Origin of the sequence: Agrobacterium genomosp. 2 str. CFBP 5494 (genome assembly GCF_900013495.1) — a bacterium.
GTDB classification, from domain to species: domain Bacteria; phylum Pseudomonadota; class Alphaproteobacteria; order Rhizobiales; family Rhizobiaceae; genus Agrobacterium; species Agrobacterium pusense.
In genome coordinates this window covers 1,553,900-1,574,254 of record NZ_LT009719.1, presented here as the reverse complement: position 1 = coordinate 1,574,254, position 20,355 = coordinate 1,553,900, and the positions used below count along the sequence as shown (strand labels likewise).

At 58.4% G+C, this 20,355-nt stretch carries 19 protein-coding genes; 4 read left to right on the top strand and 15 right to left on the bottom strand.

Translation table 11 applies throughout. The features are described from left to right. Window positions 1–5: 5 nt before the first annotated feature. From AGR2A_RS22190 to AGR2A_RS22165, 6 genes are all read right to left on the bottom strand, one after another. The gene (locus AGR2A_RS22190) at window positions 6–356 is read right to left on the bottom strand and encodes a DUF3088 domain-containing protein (RefSeq protein ID WP_006698441.1); all 351 of its coding nucleotides are present in this window, start codon (window positions 354–356) and stop codon (window positions 6–8) included. A 442-nt stretch (window positions 357–798) separates the two neighbouring features. Next, window positions 799–2,388 carry an ABC transporter substrate-binding protein gene (locus tag AGR2A_RS22185; RefSeq protein WP_072493144.1) on the bottom strand — a complete coding sequence of 530 codons (1,590 nt, stop codon included), beginning with the start codon at window positions 2,386–2,388 and terminating at the stop codon, window positions 799–801. Window positions 2,389–2,424: 36 nt separating this feature from the next. Beyond that, the gene (locus AGR2A_RS22180; protein ID WP_072493145.1) at window positions 2,425–3,624 is read right to left on the bottom strand and encodes a M20 aminoacylase family protein; all 1,200 of its coding nucleotides are present in this window, start codon (window positions 3,622–3,624) and stop codon (window positions 2,425–2,427) included. A gap of 90 nt (window positions 3,625–3,714) precedes the next feature. After that, window positions 3,715–4,899 carry an LLM class flavin-dependent oxidoreductase gene (locus tag AGR2A_RS22175; RefSeq protein WP_034497015.1) on the bottom strand — a complete coding sequence of 395 codons (1,185 nt, stop codon included), beginning with the start codon at window positions 4,897–4,899 and terminating at the stop codon, window positions 3,715–3,717. Further along, the gene (locus AGR2A_RS22170) at window positions 4,890–5,783 is read right to left on the bottom strand and encodes an NmrA family NAD(P)-binding protein (protein ID WP_072493146.1); all 894 of its coding nucleotides are present in this window, start codon (window positions 5,781–5,783) and stop codon (window positions 4,890–4,892) included. The genes AGR2A_RS22175 and AGR2A_RS22170 overlap by 10 nt, the downstream gene beginning before the upstream one ends. A gap of 7 nt (window positions 5,784–5,790) precedes the next feature. Next, window positions 5,791–6,858 (bottom strand): ABC transporter substrate-binding protein, encoded by a 1,068-nt coding sequence (locus tag AGR2A_RS22165; RefSeq protein ID WP_072493147.1) that lies wholly within the window; start codon window positions 6,856–6,858, stop codon window positions 5,791–5,793. Window positions 6,859–7,205: 347 nt separating this feature from the next. On the opposite strand from AGR2A_RS22165, the gene AGR2A_RS22155 reads away from it, so the two are divergent. Continuing rightward, a complete protein-coding gene (locus tag AGR2A_RS22155) occupies window positions 7,206–8,513 on the top strand; it encodes an NtaA/DmoA family FMN-dependent monooxygenase (protein ID WP_072493148.1) in 1,308 nt (435 codons plus the stop codon). A 77-nt stretch (window positions 8,514–8,590) separates the two neighbouring features. On the opposite strand, the gene AGR2A_RS22150 is transcribed toward AGR2A_RS22155, so the two are convergent. Beyond that, a complete protein-coding gene (locus AGR2A_RS22150) occupies window positions 8,591–9,619 on the bottom strand; it encodes an LLM class flavin-dependent oxidoreductase (protein ID WP_072493149.1) in 1,029 nt (342 codons plus the stop codon). Between the two features lie 423 nt (window positions 9,620–10,042). Here AGR2A_RS22150 and AGR2A_RS22145 point away from each other — a divergent pair, with 423 nt between their 5' ends. From AGR2A_RS22145 to AGR2A_RS22135, 3 genes are all read left to right on the top strand, one after another. Beyond that, window positions 10,043–11,191 (top strand): mandelate racemase family protein, encoded by a 1,149-nt coding sequence (locus tag AGR2A_RS22145; RefSeq protein ID WP_080823374.1) that lies wholly within the window; start codon window positions 10,043–10,045, stop codon window positions 11,189–11,191. Window positions 11,192–11,197: 6 nt separating this feature from the next. Further along, a complete protein-coding gene (locus AGR2A_RS22140) occupies window positions 11,198–11,827 on the top strand; it encodes an SGNH/GDSL hydrolase family protein (protein WP_072528490.1) in 630 nt (209 codons plus the stop codon). A gap of 80 nt (window positions 11,828–11,907) precedes the next feature. Further along, window positions 11,908–13,506, top strand: coding sequence for an ABC transporter substrate-binding protein (locus tag AGR2A_RS22135; RefSeq protein WP_072493151.1), 1,599 nt, complete (start codon window positions 11,908–11,910; stop codon window positions 13,504–13,506). A 283-nt stretch (window positions 13,507–13,789) separates the two neighbouring features. On the opposite strand, the gene AGR2A_RS22130 is transcribed toward AGR2A_RS22135, so the two are convergent. From AGR2A_RS22130 to AGR2A_RS22095, 8 genes are all read right to left on the bottom strand, one after another. Then, window positions 13,790–14,269 carry a hypothetical protein gene (locus tag AGR2A_RS22130; RefSeq protein WP_080823373.1) on the bottom strand — a complete coding sequence of 160 codons (480 nt, stop codon included), beginning with the start codon at window positions 14,267–14,269 and terminating at the stop codon, window positions 13,790–13,792. A gap of 81 nt (window positions 14,270–14,350) precedes the next feature. Then, on the bottom strand, window positions 14,351–15,154 hold the full coding sequence (locus AGR2A_RS22125) for a DNA adenine methylase (RefSeq protein WP_080823372.1): 804 nt from the start codon (window positions 15,152–15,154) through the stop codon (window positions 14,351–14,353). Window positions 15,155–15,320: 166 nt separating this feature from the next. Then, the gene (locus tag AGR2A_RS22120; RefSeq protein WP_080823371.1) at window positions 15,321–16,322 is read right to left on the bottom strand and encodes a phage late control D family protein; all 1,002 of its coding nucleotides are present in this window, start codon (window positions 16,320–16,322) and stop codon (window positions 15,321–15,323) included. A 4-nt stretch (window positions 16,323–16,326) separates the two neighbouring features. Next, complete coding sequence (locus tag AGR2A_RS22115) at window positions 16,327–16,542, bottom strand: tail protein X (protein ID WP_072493223.1); 216 nt, start codon at window positions 16,540–16,542, stop codon at window positions 16,327–16,329. Then, a complete protein-coding gene (locus AGR2A_RS22110) occupies window positions 16,542–17,015 on the bottom strand; it encodes a phage tail protein (protein ID WP_080823370.1) in 474 nt (157 codons plus the stop codon). Before AGR2A_RS22110 ends, AGR2A_RS22115 begins: the two co-directional genes overlap by 1 nt. Further along, window positions 17,012–19,288 (bottom strand): phage tail tape measure protein, encoded by a 2,277-nt coding sequence (locus AGR2A_RS22105; protein ID WP_080823369.1) that lies wholly within the window; start codon window positions 19,286–19,288, stop codon window positions 17,012–17,014. The genes AGR2A_RS22110 and AGR2A_RS22105 overlap by 4 nt, the downstream gene beginning before the upstream one ends. Window positions 19,289–19,433: 145 nt before the next feature. Beyond that, window positions 19,434–19,946: a hypothetical protein gene (locus AGR2A_RS22100; protein WP_080823368.1), complete on the bottom strand. Its 513-nt coding sequence runs from the start codon at window positions 19,944–19,946 to the stop codon at window positions 19,434–19,436. 19 nt (window positions 19,947–19,965) lie between these two features. Then, window positions 19,966–20,355: phage major tail tube protein (locus tag AGR2A_RS22095; RefSeq protein ID WP_080823367.1), on the bottom strand; the 390-nt coding region annotated here is incomplete at its 5' end.

Below are 20,355 nucleotides of genomic sequence, written 5' to 3'. Positions count from 1 at the left end.
GCAACTCAGTGCAGCTGCGGGAACCCGTGGCGCTCGGCGAGGATTTGCAAAATGCGTTTGGTGTCCTGAATGAAATGCGTCTCGCCCTTGACCGTGACGTCGGCAGGCGCGTCGCCGGCGAAGATGAACAGCGGCAGCGACTGATTTTCCTCCCCCACTACGGCGATAACCGCCTCACGTGGGCGCTGGAACCCGACGCGGTGGACGTCGATCCCAGCGGCAAGGTCAGGAAACGCGGCGAGCAGACCCTCGATCTGGTTACAATGCGGGCAGACGAACCGAACACCGGGGTGCTTGGGGTCTTCAAAACCGGGAGCGATCAAAAAAAGCGTATCCTTGGCCATGGCATCCATCATGTGAGGGTGAGATTTCCAGCTCACAGTGCAGGCGGCCATAGCGCGGGTCCAGAAAGCAATTCTTGCTTGGAAACGAAGAAAATCTTTGCGCTAAATTATTGATGAAATTGATTTTTTCGAAATTTTCGTGGATGGCATCGCTGTTTCACCCGATCTGTCTCATGCGCAAAGTTTTTCCCTGAAACAGGCTTGCCGCGCGAAGGTGCAAACAGGATGGAAGGTGGGTTTCGGCAATAAAAAACCCGGCAGAATTGCCGGGTTCTGGTGAGATGCTGTTGGCGTAAAACCTCTCCTTCGTCATGCTCCGGCCTATCCCGAGCATCTGCGATCTACAAGGCGTAGGATGCCTTGGGAGATCCTCGGTGCAAGACCGAAGATGACGTTGAATGCGGAGAAAAGTTCGTCATAACTTTCGCGCCGCAGGGTGATCGGATTTCTGTCCTCACTCGCTTTTCCAGGCCGTCGCCAGATCGCCATAGGCAATGTCGATGGTCGTCACGAGCGATTTCAGGCTGGTGTTGCGTAGAATGACGGTCGGCAAAGCAACGATCGAGAAATTCGGCAGCTCGTCGCCGACGACTTTCTGGATCTCATGGAACTGCCCGGCCCGCTTCGTTTCATCAACCTCGATGGCGGCCGCCCGGAAAAGATTGTCCACCGTAGGATTGTTATAGTGGGCGGCGTTGACATAAGGCGCGGGGTTCTTGATGCCATCGGACCAATAAAGACGCTGCACGCCCGCCGTCGGATCGAACAACCGGCTGATGCCGTTCACCGTCAGGTCGAAACCGCGCTCGGTATAAACGCGCTTGATGAAGGTGGCGAGATCGCCTTCGACGATATCCACCTTCACGCCGAGTTTGCCGAAGGATGAGCGGAGATATTCGGACGTTTTACGGAAGACGTCGGACGGCAGAAAGGCGAGCCGCAGCGAAAAGCGGGTGCCATCCGCGCCCTTCGGGTAGCCGGCCTTGTCCAGCAACTCATTCGCCTTGGCGAGATCGAAGGGATAGGTGAAAGGCTTTTCGTCGTTATAGGCGGTGAAGACTGCCGGGATGTTGGAACCGGCAGGTTTCGCCGTCCCGAAGAAGATGGCGTCATTGATGAAATCGCGGTCGATGGCGTGGGCCAGCGCGTGACGCACCTCCTTCTTCGCCAGAATTGGGTTCTCCAGATTGAACTCGAACACGGCCGCATTGTTGAGATAAGCGTCGGTATAGACCTCCACAGCCAGTTTCGGATTTTGCCGCAGGCGCTCAAGATCGCTGTAGGAGACATCGGCGGTGTAATCCGCCTCACCCGTCTCCACGGAAATGGTGGTGGAAGCCGCATCGGCGACGAACCGTGCCACGAAACCATCAAGGTAGGGCAGATCGGCCTGCCAGTAATCCGGGTTCTTCTTCAGCTTCACATAGCTGCCGCGTTTCCATTCCTCGAACACGAAGGGGCCTGTGCCAATTGGCGCATTGCCGTTCGGGCTTTCATTGTAGTTTTCCGAAGCATAGGCATGGGCCGGCAATATGGGCGTTTCGCCGCCCGTCAGCGCGCGCAGAAGATAAGGCGCAGGTTTGGAAAGCACCACCACGGCCGTCAGCGGATCAGGCGTTTCGATATCGGCAACATTGGCGAAGGTGATGCGCCCCCGCGGTCCGACCTTCTTGAAGGCAAGCAACGAAAATTTGACGTCCTGCGATGTGAAATCCTTGCCATCATGCCATTTGACACCCTTGCGCAGCTTGAAAGTGTAGCGCAGTCCGTCGGCCGATGTTTCCCAGCTTTCGGCCAGAACGGGATGCGGTTTGAACTCGCTGTCGAACCGCACCAGACCCTCGAGGATTTTCGTGGAAATGGCGCGGGTGCGCGTATTGGAATCGGAAAGCGGCACCAGCGTCGTTGGCTCGCCAAGACCTGCAAAAGTGACGATCCCGCCCTTTTTCGGCGTTTCCGCCGCCAGCGTCGGCAGGGATGGCAGCAATGTGGCTCCGGCCAGGGCGGCACTCAGAAGCAATGTCTCACGTCTTGTAATATCCATGGATGTTTCCTCTTACAGACTTGTTTTTTTTAAATTTCAGGCAGGTTTCAGCCGGGTTTCCACCAGCCGCGCGAACAGGGTCGCCCCGACGGGCAGGATGTCGTCGTCAACGATGAAACCGGGATTGTGGGCAGGCACCGTGCCGGAATGGCCAAGGGTGAAAAACGCACCCGGTGCGTGTTTCAAAAGATCGGCGAAATCCTCGCTGCCCATGAAGCGGCCGGGCGCCGTGGAAACGCGCTCGTCTCCCAGAACCTCGCGCGCCACGCCGGCAACGATTTCCACTGACACGTCATCATTGGTAAGGACCGAGAATATGTCGCGAATATCCACCTCAGCAGTCAGGCCATAGGCAGCAGCGATGTGATCCGAGATGGTGCGGATGCGGCCCCTTATGGTTTCGCGCACGCTGTCGGAGAAGGCTCGCACTGTTCCGGCAATCGCGGCCGTTTCGGGAATGACGTTATAGGCTGATCCAGCTTCGATCCGCGTGATCGACAGCACGGCGGGATCGGTCGGCGATACGTTGCGGCTGACGATGGTCTGCAGCGCCTGGATCAGCTCACCCGTTGCCGGCACCGGGTCGCGGGAGACATCGGGATGCGCGGCGTGAGCACCCCGGCCCTTGAGCCGGATGTCAAAGAAATCCGCACCAGCCAGAATGGTGCCCGGCGAAACCTTGAGGTGATTGGGCGCGGCATGGGTGGAGTTGTGGAGCCCGTAAATCTCGTCGACCGGAAAATCCTTGAACAGCCCATCGGCAATCATGGCGCGCGCGCCACCCAGTCCCTCTTCGGCAGGCTGGAAAATGAACACCACCGTGCCGGCGAAATCGCGGGTTTCCGCCAGATAACGGGCGGTGCCGAGCAGGATGGTGGTGTGCACATCATGCCCGCAGCCATGGAACTTTCCGGGGTGGACGGACGCATAGGGCAGACCGGTTTCCTCGGGCATCGGTAGGGCATCCATATCGGCCCGGAGCCCGATGGAGCGATTGCCCGCATGACGGCCGCGCAGCACGCCAACCACGCCGGTCTTGCCATAACCGCGATGAACCTCGATGCCCCAGGAAGCAAGCTTTTCAGCGACGATGCCTGACGTGCGCACCTCCTCGAAGCCGATTTCGGGATGCTGGTGCAGGTCGTGGCGGATGGAGACGAGCTCGGGAACAAAGGTCCCGATCCGGTCGATGATTTTAGGGGCGGGTGTTTTAACGGGATCGACGGCGATATTCACGGTATCTCCTCAGGACAAAAAATATCGTTTTCGCAATCGGACGATTGCGAAGGATTGGCTTCGGATAGGAAAATCAGGGCTGGAAAGGCGTCAGAGCCTCAGGCCCGCCTCCTTCATCAAGGGCAGAATACGCTCGGCGAAATAATCGAGGTCTTCGCGGAAATCGTAGAAATTCAGCTGAACGCCATCGATCCCCGCCTTCTTCAGGCCGACAAGCTGCTCGACCACCTGTTCCGGCGAGCCGATGATTTCGATATTGCCACCTAGATTGCGGCCCTGCTTGTGGCGTGCATCACCGCGTCCGCGCCAGGCATGGGCGTCGCTGTCGTAATTGTTGGTGGCGAAAGCACGCGTGCCGGGCTGCGGCTTTCCGGCCTCGATGGCATCGGCATAGGCGATCGCCTCCTTCTCCGTATCGCGACTGACAATGATCGGATTGATGATCGTCTTCACCTGCCGGCCATAGGCTTTGGCGCGGTTCTTGATGGTGGCGACATGATCGGGAAGCGTTTCGAGCGCACTGTCTATATGCGCACCGCCCGGCGAAGTGACGAAAACCAGATCGGAATGACGGGCGGCGAAATCGATACCGGCGGGAGAACCGGTCGCTGTCACCAGCGGCGGACGGCCGAAAGCGGGCTTCGGCGTGATCCAGCCATTGTTGATCGCCCACGGGTTGAGCTTGCCTTCATAAGTGAAGTTTTCGGTTTCTCCCCAAAGGCGGTGGAGCACATCGAACAATTCCCCCGCCATGTCATAACGCTTGTCATGATCGATCCGCTGCCAGCCGAACATTTCATGTTCGATGGCACGGTGGCCGGTGACGATGTTGATGCCCCAGCGCCCTTGGGCGATATGATCCAGCGTCGCGCCATATTTGGCGAGATGCAGCGGATGCAGGGGCCCGTAAAGAACGTGGATGGTGGAGATCAGCAAAATGCTCTTCGTCACCGCCGCCATCGCGCCAAGCGCAATGAAACTGTCAAGCGAGGATTCACCGTCATAACCACCCTTCGGCAGCCATTGCGTGCGACTGAAGGCGATTTCGAAACCGAGCTCTTCGGCACGCTTCACCAGTTCGACATTGTAATCGAAGGTCCAGCTGTTGCTGGTCGGCAAACTGGAGAAATTGATATCCTGCAGATTGAGGAACAGACCGAGCATCAGGGGCTGCTTTATGGCGCGACTGAGCGGGCTGTCGTCGAAATCAGCCGGGCCTTTCAGCTCAAGACCTTTGAGCTCAGAATCTTCGGGTAATGGAACAGTCAGCGCCATGTCTTTTCTCCCTCGGAACGATCACCCTGTGGGGCAGTCGCCAGCCGCGCGCGCAGATAATCTTCGACACTGCGGGGCTGGCGGCCGGTGATATGGTAGATGGCGTCGGTGATGGATGCGGCGAAACCTTCGCGGATGAGTTCTCCGAATTCACCGATCGCCGTCTGTTCGAAAACGCCGATATGCGGCGGAAAGACGGGGGCAGCATGGTGCGAAACGCCAACGGGCCGATGCAGGATACGGGCCGCAATGCGGGCAATTTCCAGCGCCGTCAGCGCTTCGCGTCCGGTCAGCACCAATGGGCCGACGAGCGGTGCGCTTGAAGTCAGAGCCTGTACAGCGACATCGGCAATATCGTCGGCATCGATGAAGGAGACCGCCGCATCGCCGAAACGGGCCGGCACGTCCTCGCCTTTGCGAAGCGCGGCGACAGCAGGCTCCAGCGCAACCTGCATCCAGGCGTTCGGCCGCAACACCGTATGCGCGATGCCGCTTGCCGCCAGATATTGTTCCACCTCGCCATGCGCCGCTCCCGAAATCGAGCGTGCAGCATTTCCAATAGTCCAGTCGGAACCGGATATTTTCACGATCCGCGATATACCGGCGGAGAGAGCGGCATCGATGACCGTCTTCTGGTCTGCCGCCAGCGTCTCCCCGATGGGCGAAAGCAGAAACACCCTGTCGGTCCCCTGCGCTGCCGCCTTCAGGCTGGCCCGATCGGAAAAATTACCCTCCGCAATCTCGACCCTGTCGCCCCACAGCTTAAGCGCGTCTTCGCGCCGGCGGGTCAATACCCGAACCTCCGCCTGACGTTGCAAAAGACGGCTGACGACCCTTTGCCCGAGCTTGCCCGTTGCACCCGTTACAAGAATGATGGCTGCCATGATGTTATCATCTCCCAACAATATGGTGCGCGGTATCCTGCGGTGCAGAAAGGGCGCGTGGATCGGCCCAGTCCTGGACATCGAAATCTTCGGGAATGAATTTCCATTGCAGCAGGAAATCCTTGAAGTGACTGAGCGCATCCAGCTCAGCCGGATCGAGACCGAGTCTCAGATTGCGATATACGTCCGGGCCATTCGCAGCGAGAACCGCCTCCTCGCTGACGCCGATCTCGCGAGCGATGAAACGCACGGCCTCCCCCGGATTGTCATTTGCCCAATCCGCAACGCGCTGAACCGTGGCCACCAGTTCCGCTACCAGATCCGGACGCTCATCGGCAAAAGTGGCGTCCACGGTCAGGGGACGCGGCGTACCGTTATTGATGCGGATCTTCGGATCAGGGTGAAAACCCGTCGATACCACGACCTGCGCGGCGATGAGATTGGCGACAGTGACGCCTTCCGCGCCCTTGACGAAAAATGCATCGATTTGGCCCCGGTGTAATGCTGCGATTTCCTCGCCATAGGGAAGCCGCCGGCGCAGACCGTGGAACCGTTCCTCCGTCGGGCCGAGCAGCACGGGTTCTTTGGCGGCAAGCTCGACAAGCTCGACATCTGCGATGGAAAGCCCCGAGACCGTCAATGCCGACACGATGCCCTTGAGCGAGGTGGCGCGCTGGAAATCGATGATCTCGTCCGGGCGCTTCGGCAGACCGATGCGCCGCCCCTTCAGATCGCTTCCCTTGCTTATGCCACTTGCGGGCAAGGCAATGACGGCCTGGAACTCGTCGGTCCTTGTCAGCCCCACCAGCCGTGTTTTCCGGCCACCGGATTTCGCCCAGATCGGTGGGATGTTGCCGCCCTGACGGAACGACCAGTCCAGCCGATGATCAAAATGACTCTGGCGAATGGCTGGATCGGCCGCATCGCGAATGGACGAAACGGAGATGCCGTGGTTGGCAAAACTCTGCTCAATCCAGCCCAGTTGCGTTGCGATGGAAAGCGGCGTGGGCGCCGGGCAGCGTGTATACCACACCGTTACGGGTTGGGTTCCCTGGCGAAGAGCGGCGTTGGCCATGGCGTTCGTCCTCGAAATTGCGATCTGGACGGCACGCTACACGCCATAAAACATTTTCTATAGATAAAGTGTACTATTTCAAACGCGATTGAGGAAATTCGTTTCCATCTTACCAGCTCATGCGCCGCATGGCGGAATATCCTTTCGATAAAAGCAGGATTTCGCTGGGATTTTTGTCGGGCATCGATCAGATCGACCACGCGCGGGTGAAACTGGAGACGAAAGTTTTTCTTCTCCGCACAGCAAGGATTTTTAACTCGCGACCGGCCCCCCGGCTGTTACGCTTCCCGCAATTGCGCGGCCATACAGGCCGATAATCCAACAGACCCGAAAGAAAAAGTGGCAGCATGAGCAAGACCAAACGCCGGCTCAATCTCAACGTCGGCATCAACACGACAGGATATCTCGCCAATGCCTGGAAATATCGGAGCGGAGACCGGCACGATATAAACGATATCGAATATTACCGACGACTGACGGAACTGGCGCATAAGGGCCGGTTCGACGCCGTTTTCCTTTCCGACCACCCGGCACTGCTGACCGACCCGGCAAGCCGGCCGTTCCACACCATTGATCCGCTCATCCTCTCGACATCGCTTGCCGCACAGGTGCCGGATATCGGCTTTGTGGCAACCGTGTCCTCCACCTACAATTCGCCCTATAATTTCGCCAGACGAACTCAATCCATCGATCTCGTCACCGGCGGCCGGCTGATCGTCAATATCGTTTCTTCCTTTAATCCCAATGTTGCCGCCAATTTTGGCAATGACCCGCTGCCGCCGCGCAGCGAACGTTATGCCAAGGCTACCGAATTTCTGGATGTCGCAAAAAAGCTCTGGTCTAGCTGGGACCCCCGCCGCGAGAGCGACGTGCCGGAGAACCGCTTCTGGGATGCGGCTACAGCCGAAACCATCGATCATGAGGGGCAATATTTCCATGTCAAAGGCCCCCTCAACGTTCCGCGCGGGCCGCAGGGGCATCCCGTTATCGCGCAGGCCGGCGCCTCCGAAGGCGGCATTGATCTCGCGGCACGCCATGGCGAGATCATCTATTGCAATATCCTGTCACGTCCCGCAGGGCAGGCTTTTGGCAAGAAGGTCCGCGACCGCGCCGTCTCCCTCGGGCGCGATCCCTCCGGCATCCGCATCGTTCCCGGCCTCGTCGTCATTCTCGGCGAAACCCGGCAGGAAGCCTTGCGTAAACACGAACTCTACAGCGGCGCCGGTTCGGAAGACGGTCTCCTGGCACGTTTCGCCAGAGAAAACGGCATAGAGCCTCGCGATTTCGACCCCGACGCAAAACTCGATGCCGAGCGTTTCATCCCCGATCAGAACCGGCAATGGGCGGTAGGCATGGGCCTTGGCCTTTCCGATCTTCTGACCCATGAAAAACTGACTGCCCGCGAGGCCGTACGCCGCTCGGAAGGGCACCACCGGCTGCTGCTCGGCACGGCGGAAGAGGTAGCGGACGGCATTATCGACCTCTGGCAGGATGGCACAGTGGACGGCTACACATTACAGCCGCCACGGGCGCCCGATGATATCGCTGAATTCGTCGAACAAGTTGTTCCGGTACTGCAGGATCGTGGGGTTTACCCGCGCGAATATGAAGCCGCGACGATCCGCGACCGCTATGGCCTGCCATACCCCGATTGAAGGACGGATGCGGCAATGTCGCTCAGTCGACCTCCCGCCGGCTTCCATTGAAAGTCGAATGGCGGGAGGTGGCGATGTTATTGCCCCGTCGCCACTTTCAAAACCGGCCTTTCGCCGGAAAGCTGCGGCAGGACAGAGGCGAAATCCGTCACGATCTGGCGATAATCGTCCGGCTGGAATTCATAGGGAAGTTCGAGGCGGAATTCCGAGACAAACGGCAAAACGGGGTCGCTCGACAATCTTTCCAGAATCTCATGCGTCGTCCCGACGATATCCGGCAGGAAAAGCGTGCGGCGCGCCCCATGCGGCGAGGTCGTGCGCTTGTCCCGCTCGGCAACGAATTCCTGGTAACGGCGGCGCGTGGCGGGGCTTGCGCTATCGGTTGGCAGGATCACGCGGCCAAGAGCGACACGCGGTTCGCGCTCATGCGCCCATTCCTGCCGGAAGCGAGCAACGAGAGCCGCCTGAGTGGTCAGAAAATCATCGGTATTCTCGCCGCTGACAATATTGCCCGTCAGAAGGTTGAACCCTGCCCTGCCAGCCCAGCGCGCAGAATTCTGCGATCCACCGCCATACCATAACCGGTCCGTCAGCCCCTTGGCGACTGGCCGAAGCCGCGGCACCTGCGCACCGGCCGCATTGCCCGCTTCCGTCTCGTTCGACAGCGGCTCCGATCGCAGCGCCCTCGCCAGCTTCTCAGCGCGCGCGTGGCTGTAGTCCGCGTCTACAACCGTATCGACATAGTCGGAAATAAGATGGGCGAAGGGTGGTGCGCCGACCGAAACCCCCACATTCAGCCGTCCGCGCGACAGGACATCCACGGTGGCCAGATCCTCCGCCAGCCTGAATGGGTTCTCGTAACCGAGTTGAATAACGGCGATGCCTAACCCGATCCGTCTGGTTCGTTGCGAAGCCGCAGCGAGGAAAGTCACCGCAGAGGAAACACCCCGCTCCAGATGGCGCTGGCGGACCCAGGCGCTATGATAACCCAGCGCCTCTCCTGCTTCGAAAAGCTGCAGGGTTTCTTCCAGCCCCTGTCCCGGATCATCGTCATGATAGTTGCCCGGGACAAGAAAGGCGAAATGGGAGATATGGGAAAGGGGCATGGGCGTGCATCCGGAAACGAGTTGAAACTCAGCGACGCAAACGCAGCCATCCTGGTTTGGAACGACCGCCCGATGCGACGCATGCTCACACAGCATGCATGATGACGGCGGCAACTGGCGCGGCATGTTCGTTTATAGTCCCGGCCATTGTTGAAAGATCATTGCGCGATTCAATAATACACTAAAATTGTGGACTATCCCTCCACACAGGCCGCCCTCACGCTTCCTCGGTTTTTTTCCGGAATGAGGCAAATCCGCCAGAGGCTGTTCCTCACCGCCGACCTGTGCAGCGTCGAGCACAAATGACCTTGATTTCCCCATCCAACATGTAATACAGATTATCATACATGTTGACAAATATTGCATACATGTATGACATTGCGGCGACCAACAACGCCGAGACACCTGCATGAGGGAGGAATTATGATCATTACCGACGTCGAGGTCCGTGTTTTCCGCACGACGACCCGTCGGCACTCGGACAGTGCCGGCCACGCGCATCCGGGTCCGGCGCATCAGGTGGAACAGGCCATGCTGACGATCCGGACAGAGGACGGCCACGAGGGCCATTCTTTTACCGCGCCAGAGATCGTTCGCCCGCATGTCATCGAAAAATTCGTCAAGAAGGTCCTGATCGGTGGGGACCATCGAGACCGTGAACGGCTGTGGCAGGACCTTGCCCACTGGCAGCGCGGTTCGGCCGCCCAACTGACTGACCGCACGCTGGCGGTGGTTGACTGCGCGCTATGGGACCTTGCCGGCCGCTCCCTCAATCAACCTGTATACAAGTTGATCGGCGGTTATCGCGACAAGGTGCTCGCCTATGGCTCCATCATGTGCGGTGACGAACTGGAGGGCGGGCTGGCGACACCGGACGACTACGGCCGCTTTGCCGAGACACTGGTGAAGCGCGGCTACAAGGGCATCAAGCTGCACACGTGGATGCCGCCCGTCAGCTGGGCGCCGGATGTGAAGATGGACCTCAAGGCCTGCGCGGCCGTGCGCGAGGCGGTCGGCCCCGATATCCGCCTGATGATTGACGCCTTCCACTGGTACTCCCGCACCGATGCGCTGGCGCTGGGCCGTGGCCTCGAAAAACTCGGTTTCGACTGGATCGAGGAGCCGATGGATGAACAGTCGCTGTCCTCCTACAAGTGGCTTTCCGACAATCTCGATATTCCGGTCGTCGGCCCGGAAAGTGCGGCCGGCAAACACTGGCACCGTGCCGAATGGATCAAGGCCGGCGCCTGCGACATTCTGCGCACCGGCGTCAACGATGTCGGGGGCATCACACCGGCGCTGAAGACCATGCATCTGGCCGAAGCCTTCGGCATGGAGTGCGAAGTGCATGGAAATACCGCCATGAACCTGCATGTGGTTGCCGCCACCAAGAATTGCCGCTGGTATGAGCGTGGCCTGCTACATCCCTTCCTCGAATATGATGACGGCCACGACTATCTGAAGTCTCTGTCCGATCCGATGGACCGGGATGGCTTTGTCCACGTTCCCGACCGGCCGGGCCTTGGCGAGGACATCGATTTTACCTTCATCGACAACAACCGGGTGAGGTAACGGGCGATGAAAACGGTGCTCGCCTTTGGAGACAGCCTCACCTGGGGCGCGGACCCGGCAACGGGCCTCAGGCACCCCGCCGCATATCGCTGGCCGGAGGTTCTGGAAACCGAGCTTGCCGGCATGGCGAAAGTTTACCCCGAAGGTCTTGGCGGACGAACCACCTGCTACGACGACCACGCCGGTCCGGCCTGCCGCAACGGCGCGCGGGCGCTGGAAATAGCGCTCTCGTGCCATATGCCGCTTGACCTCGTCATAATCATGCTCGGCACCAACGACATCAAACCGGTGCATGGCGGACGCGCGGAAGCCGCCGTTTCCGGCATGCGCCGGTTAGCGCAGATCGTCGATACCTTCATCTACAAGCCGCGAGAAGCGGTACCGAAACTGCTGATCGTTGCCCCACCGCCCTGCGTTGCAGGCCCCGGTGGAGAACCGGCGGGAGGGCGGGATGTCGGGCAATCGCTCAGGCTTGCACCGCTTTACCAAAAACTCGCTACCGAACTCGGACATCACTTCTTCGACGCCGGTTCGGTCGCCAGTGCTTCGCCGGTGGACGGCGTGCATCTGGACGCGCCGGCGACAGCGGCGATCGGCCGGGCCCTGGCCACGCCAGTCAAAGATATTCTTGGTTGATCACACGCCGCCCGAGGAGGAACCGGGCAGGTGGATCGAAACGTGGAAGGCCGTATGAAGCGGCCGTATTGGGAGGAAAGATGAAACATTTTCTTGCAACAGCAGCACTTGGCGCCCTGCTGATCGGCGCCATGCCGCTCAGCACTTTTGCCGAGACGCCAAAGGACCAGCTCATTGTCGCCACGACCATGAGCAATATCCTCACACTCGACCCCGCCGCTATCACCGGCCGCGAGACCGTGCAGGTTCTGAACAATATCTATGACACCCTGATCGTGCTTTCGCCTGAGGACCGGAGCGTCCAGCCGCGCCTTGCCGAACGCTGGGAAATAGCCGAAGATCGGAAGTCGATCCGTTTCCATCTGCGTGCCGATGCCAAGTTCGCTTCCGGCAGTGCCGTGACGGCAAAGGATGTGGCATGGAGCCTCAAACGGCTGCTCGCCCGCAACCTGGCGCAATCATCCTTTCTGAAAACCCGCGGTTTCAAGCTGGAAGAGGCCGACAAGCTTTTCGTTGCCGAAAGCGATCAGATCTTCGTGCTGAATATCCCCAAGCCCGACGATCCCAACCTTCTGCTGATGATCCTTGCCCAGAACGGTCCCGGCTCGATCATCGACAGCCAGACCGCGCTTGAGAATGAGAAGGATGGCGATCTCGGCGGCGCATGGCTGACGCTGAATTCCGCCGGCTCCGGCCCCTTCAAGCTGACCCAGTGGAAATCCAACGAATACATCATCCTCACCCGCAACGACGATTATTGGGGTGAAAAGGCCAAGATGAAGCGTATCCTGATGCGCCATCTGCCGGAATCGCAGTCGCAGCGGCTCATGCTGGAAAAGGGCGATATCGACGTTGCCTATTCCCTGCAGGCTCCGGATCTGAAATCACTTGAGGCCGACAAGACCGTCACCATCGAATCCACACCGGGCTCCGGTTTCTATTACCTCAGCGTTTCGATGAAGGACGAGAAATTCGCGAACAAGAAGGTGCGCGAGGCCTTGCGTTACCTGATTGATTACGATGGTCTCGACAAGGCGGTCATGCCCTATTACGGCAAGCTGCATCAGCGCTCCCTCAGCACCGGCGTCATGGGTGCGCTGCCGGATCAGGGCTACAAGCTCGATATTGAAAAAGCCAAGGCGCTTCTGGCCGAGGCCGGTTATCCTGATGGGTTCAAGACAACGCTGCGCGTGCTTTCGGAAGACCCGTTCATGAAAGCCGCAACGGCGATCCAGAACACGCTCGCCCAGGCAGGCATTCAGGCCGAGCTGATCAGCGGCTCCGGCGACCAGATCTATGGTGCGATGCGCGAGCGCAACTTCGAATTGCTGCTCGGCCGCGGTGGCGGCGGCCAGCAGCCGCACCCGGACAACAACCTGCGCTCGATTGCCTACAACCCCAATAATGCCGATGACGCCAAGCTCACGAATTACCAGAGCTGGCGCACCAGCTTCTTCGACAAAAAGCTGAACAAGATGATCGAGGAAGCTCTTGTCGAGCGCGATGCGGCAAAACAGACGAAGCTTTATGAAGACCTGCAGGGTTATATGGATGAAATCGTCATGTCCATTCAGCCCTTCTCCGAAGTGGTCGACACCGCAGCCTTCCGCAGCGACGTCAAGGGCATGATCGTCAGCCCCTGGCTCTCGAGGTTTGAAGTGGTGAGCAAGGAGCGATAATCGACCGCCATATCTGCGAGTAAGAAAAGGCGCGGCTAACCCCGCGCTTTTTTGCTGCCGACGAGGCCTTACAAAGCCGAAATATTCCCCAAAATTTAGTCATCCGCACTCCGTCACCCCGGACTAGATCCCGGGTCCAGCGCGATCAAGTCCTTGATCGCGCAAGACTCCTCTTACGGCGCAGACACGCCGTAGCTGGATGTCGGATCTAGTTGTAGCGCGCAAAATCGAATGGCGCGGAGCGCAAAATCGCATGGCAACACTTACCGAAATCCTATATGCGCTAATTGGTCAGTATGTCGAGCGCCGGAACCGACTGAAAAACGTCCTCACCGTTGGGGCTTATAGCCAGCCCACAGAGATATTGAGAGGACCGTTTCGACGCGAGATATCCCGGCGTTCGACCGCCACCCAAACTGTAATGAAGAGTGTGCCCGGCCAAGACACCTGTTCCTGATGCGAACGACGGACCACGCTTTGGATTTTCAGCGTACTTCAATGCGAGCTGGAAACTGATATCCCAACCACGGGCCAACCTATGGTCTGCCACTTCCTTTTGAATGTTAACGGTCACTTCTTCGACGTCATCCCAAAACTCTGTTCCGAGGGGTCGACAAGCGTTGCGAAAAGCAGTCAGCGCGGCGCGGACATCAGCTTCGCTGTATCCCGCTGCTCGAATTGAAATCTTTAAATCTTGCGAAAACGAAGGCAGCGTTGAGAACGCAACAATAACGGCCGCGAGGCCAAATTTGAAAACTGCCATCAAAATCTCTCCTGTTTAGGTACTTCGGTAGCACACGCCGCTTGCGAATATAATGGTGAATGTCATCAGCCTTGAGTGACGCTATCCAGCGCCACCCGTGATGATGACCTCCCTTACGGCTTTGGCCTGACCTTGACCATGCAGTGAGTACGTGCAGTCAATTTCCATGATCTTGAAAATCCTGAAAATCTCATAGACCTCTGGAACAGCATTCAAAGACAGTATGAAGCGGCCTTTAATCCGACCGAGGACATCCGCCATCTCGGCGAATTCCTCACGAGCGAACACGCCGGAGCCGTAGTCTGTCTCGTTCCCGTAGTATGGCGGATCGAGATAAAACAGCATTCCCGCCCTGTCGTAACGTTCAATAAAGCGCCGCCAAGGAAGTTGCTCGATGACGACACCTGCCATCCGTTCGTGGATCGCCTCCAGTTGCGGAGCGAGCTTCAGGAGATTGAAGCGAGCGCCCTGCATCGAGACGCCGAAGTTCTGCCCGGCAACCTTTCCGCCAAAAGCCGTTCTTTGAAGATAGAGAAACCGCGCTGCCCGTTCCAGATCGGTCAATGTGGAAGGGTCAGTGCGCGACAGACGATCAAATTCGCGCCGGCTCGTAACCTGATATCGCAGCGTCTCCATGAACTGCGGATAGTGCCGCTGTAATATCCTGAAGAGGTTAGCAACATCGCCGCTGATATCGTTGATCACCTCCATGCGCGGCTGAAGATTTCTTCGGAGGAAGACACCACCCATGCCAACAAACGCCTCCGCGTAACTTTCGTGCGGCGTTTCGTTAATGCGGGCGATGATGGCTTTCGCCAAAACGCGTTTTCCACCGATATAAGGGGCGGGAGGAGTGGCCGGAGCAACCGGCATCAGATTCACCATTTCAAATATCTCTCGACTCAGTCACAGCAAATCCGCCCTGCAGGGTACGGGTGTGACAGTTATCGAACAGTGCTGTCGGACGGGTTAGGTCGCCAAACTTTGGCCCGTCGCTTGGGGTGCACGAGGCACCTCAGGCCACCCGGTCTAGCCGGGTCGCGATTGCTGCCTATGTATCCTTTGCTGCGATTTCGACAGTCATCAGCCAGCCTCCGCTTTCATCGAAGGTGAAGGCGTGGGAGATGCTGCCGGCGCTGAGGGTGTTTCCGGCCCATTGACCGAAGCCGGGCAGCGACAGCGGAGCGCCCGCCATAGCTTCCACATCGCCCTCGATCGTTAGACTGCCGGCCACGGTTGCCCGCGCCAGATCGGTCGCCTGTGTCTTGCTGCGCACTTTGGCTTCAGCGGATGATGGTGCTGGATGCAGCATAGAGGTTCTGGAGGTTTTGCCCTTGCCGCTGGTTTTCTCTTCAACCCACGCGCCGGCGTCCTCATCGAAGTAGCCGGCAGCGACGGTGCCATATTCAGGTCGGCCCTCAGACGTCAGGCCAGCGTCAAAGACGATGTCGGGAGATATGACGATCGCGGGCAAAGCGTTCCCGGTAGCTGTCCGGCCGGACGACTTCGCCGTCACGATCCATTTCCCGCCAGCAAGCTTCAGGGAGCCGCCGACCTCATCAGCCAGCGCTTGCCCGAAGCCGATCGCGGACTGATTTAATCGCAAGCGATAAGGAATTTCGACCTTCGCGATATCGCCATCGACCACGGCCGATTTCCCGGCTTCTGCAGCAAGCTTCTCGAATATCTTGCCGGCTGTCGTGTTTTCATAATGCTCCAGGTCGGCCGACTTATCGGCTTCAACGAAGTCGGCCGACCTCGCGGTTATGGTCATTGTCCACGCGTCACCTGCAGACTTGTTTAGGCCGGAATTTTGGTAGGTAAACACCCCTGCGTTGCGAAGCCTTTCCTTGGCCCATCCGTACTCCAAGACGTAACGCGTGCCTTTTGGTGGCGGGGCAGGAAATGGCGGAGCAACAACGAAAGTGATCTCCAGCTCGTCAGCCTCGCCGCCCTCGTTGTCGGTATAGGTGACGCTTTCGAGCAGAGATTTCCATTTCGGAATCAGGTCGGTTCCGGACTGGCCCGTGATGCGAACGATGGGTGTTTTCATGACGTCACTCCCAAGCCAGAGTGAAATCTGCGGTGCGGGCCGGCGCGAAATCCTCCGGCACGGTGATGATTGTGCCTGCCGGAACTATCGCTGAAGCCAGATGCGCGAGGCCGGGATTTGCCGTCAACAATGCCTCAACGGTGCCTTCGCGCTCGGTTTGAAGGACTTTCTTGGCAATGCGATCGAGACGTTCTCCGCCATAGGGAACCACGTATTGCATCAGAAAGCACCTCCGAGAATATCCCCGAGGCTGGAAACGCCGACAGAGGAAAATGGGGTCGACTCCGGCAGGATGATCAGGCCCATGGTCACGTCGAGTTGTCGGCCGACGCCGTCGACCGGATGCAGGCGCTCTTCATCGTAGTCGAGCGTTTCGATGACGCAGAGACCAAGCGCCTCACCGAGGTAATTTCCGCGTAGGCGAATGAACGGGACGATCGACTGGCGACGGTGGTGTGCTTTCAGGATGGCGACCGAATCCAGACCACCGAAAACATGCGGAAAGGTCATGGCCTCGATCGTCACCAGTTCGGCGTCCGGACCGGTCGCCTGATACCTCAAACCGCCCTGCACAGGATGGGCCGGAAAGCGCGCTGAAGACGAGTAACTGACGCGCTGGGGGTTCATCCCGATTATGCAAAGCCTCGCGCCACCGATCGATATCAGCGCGCCGTTTTCAACAAAGATGCTCATGCCAGCCTCGGGCCGAGGTCATAGAACGAACGCGAGCGCGCCTGCTCGATTGCACGCGACTGCTCCCGCCGGGCCTTCACGGCGGCAAGCTTGGCATTCGGCGTTGTAATGTTCTGTGTCAGCCTGACGTTGCTGGATTGCTGCAACGAAGAGTGCTTCTCACCGGCGGGCGCTGGCGCTGGGACTGATGCAGGAGGGACGAATGTGGGCGAAATCGTCGGCGACACTGTGAAGCCGAGTACAGACTTAATGTAGTCCGCGATGCTACTCGCCTCAGCTTTTGCCGCCTCTCCCTCGCTGGAAAGCGCGCTATTATACGCCGCCATCCCTTCTTTAGCGGCCTGCCCGAATTCGGCGGGCCTCGGTGTCGGAACTGGTATGGCTCCAGTTGATGCACCAAGGTCTCCGCTTGTTCCGCCACCGATGGCCATGTGTTTACGGAAGCTGAAATCAGGATCGGCGGCATCGCCAAGAAGAAACCGTTTCGCGGCGGATGGCCGGCCTTCGCCACCAGTATCGACGGCAAGCTTGGTGAACCACTCCAAGAGGCCGTACGCTGGCGCGACGGAGAGAGGATTTTTTTGCTCATTTTCCCGAGCACGTTCCATTGCGGAAGAGGCATGCTCAGCTAGAGATGTGAGAAGCGGAAGCAGAGGTGCCGCAAGTGATTTGATGTTTGTGCCAATGTTCGCGGAAAGACGATCTTTTTGTGTTTCGAAATTGCCCGTTGAGGTCTCGTAGTCCTTTGCGATCGTACCTTCGGCGCCGCCCATTCGCCCGACCATCGCTTTCATCTCATCGATGTCTTTGAAAATCGCCGCCAGACCTGCATAGGACTCGCTGTTGCGGAACAGTTCTTTGAACTTTGGCTCGTCACCGCCAATCAATTTTCGATAGCCTTCGATCATAGCTAGAACGGGATCATCCCCCCGTTTTAACGCATTTTGTTTGGTTTGATTCGGGTCAAACCCCATCTTTTGGGCGCGATCGACAACCTCTGGCGCGGTCAGGTCGGAGAGGAGCGCCTCAAATCGGGTTTTCGCTTGGTCGCCGGAACCAGTGGTTTTTCGGATCGATTGAGACATAGCGGTAGCTAATTTGACGCCCTCGAAGCCTTCAGAACCCTGAGCAGCCATAGCGGCGAGCATCGATGGAAACTGGCGAGCCATGTCCTTGACCTCGAACTGCCCTTCTTTTCCACCGACAGCCATCGTGTCGTATGCGCGCATCATCTGATTGGCAGGGATTTTCATGTTGTTGCGTAAAGCAATCGCAGTATTTGCAGCGTCTTCAGGGTTTGAATTGGTTGCTTTCGCAAAAACAAGGACGTCATCCGTCATTGTCGCAGCGTCTGCGCTGGCAAGCCCGCCGGCCTGTAACGCACCAAAGACGCCCATAGCACCTTGGGTTCCGACACCGCGCCGAGCACCTGCGCGCCCGAGCATCTGACGGTATTTTTCGCGTTCCGTTTCATCGAACCCGCCAGTCGTCTGCAACTGGTCCATTGAAAATTCGTCTTTGCCCGCCGCATTTATCGCGGCTCCGCCCGCAACCGCTGCCCCGGCCGGGAGCGCACCGGCAAGATAGGCCCCACCAGCTCCGATAGCGACAGGTAGGCCGAACTGATCAACTGCGCCTTCCAGCGTGGACATCCGAGTGCCGGGTGCACCGCTGCTAGAGTGGGGACCGCGTCCGCCGGCCGACCATCCCCGCACCGACCGGAGCTTCGCATCGGCCGCATCGGCAGCCGTGCCAATCTGCTTTATCGCCGACTCGGCAGCGACCGCATCGGCCTTCAAATTTGAAAAAGCGCCGTCGCCGATCCGGCCGATCGCAGCTCGCGTGACGTTGGATTGCTGCTCGATGCCCTTCAGGCTGGCCTCAGCCGATATTGCATCTGTTTTTAGGTTCCCAAAGCCGTCGCCGATACGAGCAATAGCGAGCCGCGTATTATCGGCGCGATCCTTGATCTTCGCTAAGGACGTTTCCGCCTTAGCTGCATCAGTTTTGAAATTATTGAAACCGGACCCTGTTTTGCCGATTGCCCGGCGTAGCTGATCGGCCTCCTTTTCAATCTGACCAAGTTTGATCTTGGCGGCGTCGGCTTTACGACCAACGTCAACGAGACCTCGTGAGAGCGTGTCGCCGCCCTTGACGCGACCAAGTTGCTCAGCAGTCTTCTTGAGGTCTTTAAGGTCGCGCTCGGCTTCACCAGCCGGGCGGGAAAGCTGGTTGAGCAGCCGCAAACGCAGAGAAACATCCATAGTGCTCATCGTCGGCGGTCCCACGTTTCCTTGTAAATTGCGTCGGCCTCGATGTACCAGCGCAGCATTTCATCCCACGGCATAGCTAATGCCGTGGAGAGATCGGTCAGTACAGCCGCAGTGCGAGATGTTACCTTTCGCCAGTCGGTCAGCCTTATGACGATGCGGACTGGTCCGTCTCCGCCGGGCGGAAGTAGCGGGGCAAAAAATCGTAACAAGCCTCCGCAACAAGCTCGCCGTCATCAGAGATCAGGCCTCTCAGGACGCTTGCTGGTAGACCAGTCATAGCGCCGTAAATGTCGAAGTTGTCCGGAACATTAGCGGGCCGTTTGTCGATGATGTTTCCCACTTCTCCGGTTGTCAGCCGGCGAACCGAGATCATACGAACGGGATTTCCTTGCCAATTGAAGGGGAACTTCAAAGGGATGTTGCGAACCACGTCAGAATTTTCTTCGAGAATAAAATCCAGCGTCTCGATCTGTCTATCCGGACCTGCTGGAACCACGGCGGAAGTCGCTTCTGTCGATGCACCTGATGCCACAGTGACGTTATCGCCCCACAGTTCGCGGGGCGGAAGCGGTATTTCTTCGAATTTCACGTCGCTGGGGTCCGACTTGGACTGAGGGACCGCCACGCGGGCGGTCAAAGTGTCGTCGCTTTTCTGCATGTACGATGCCCTTTGGCTATCATGCCGAGATCAGATTGTTGAACTCGGCCGTGTAATTCACGCCGTTGATGATCAGGGTGTTGTTCTGGATGTCGAACTTGTGGATGACCTTTCCATCCATCATGTCCTGATAGAGAACGATGGAAGACCAACGGAGCCGCGTGGCCGCCGTAGACTTCTGACCCTTGACGCCTCCCTGCTCGAAGTTGTTGAGCAAGCCTTTGAGGATAACGGTGCGGCCCTTCAACTGAGGCGAAGCTGATGCATTGGCCTCACCCGTGGAGTTGGCCGGGAATACATTGAGCAGCGCCTCGTAATAGGCGATCGTCGTCCAGTCGCCGGGTTCCCGGCCGAAACGCGTCTTGAGGTCCTCGTGGACGCCGTTGACGCTCATCTCGCAAGTAAGAGG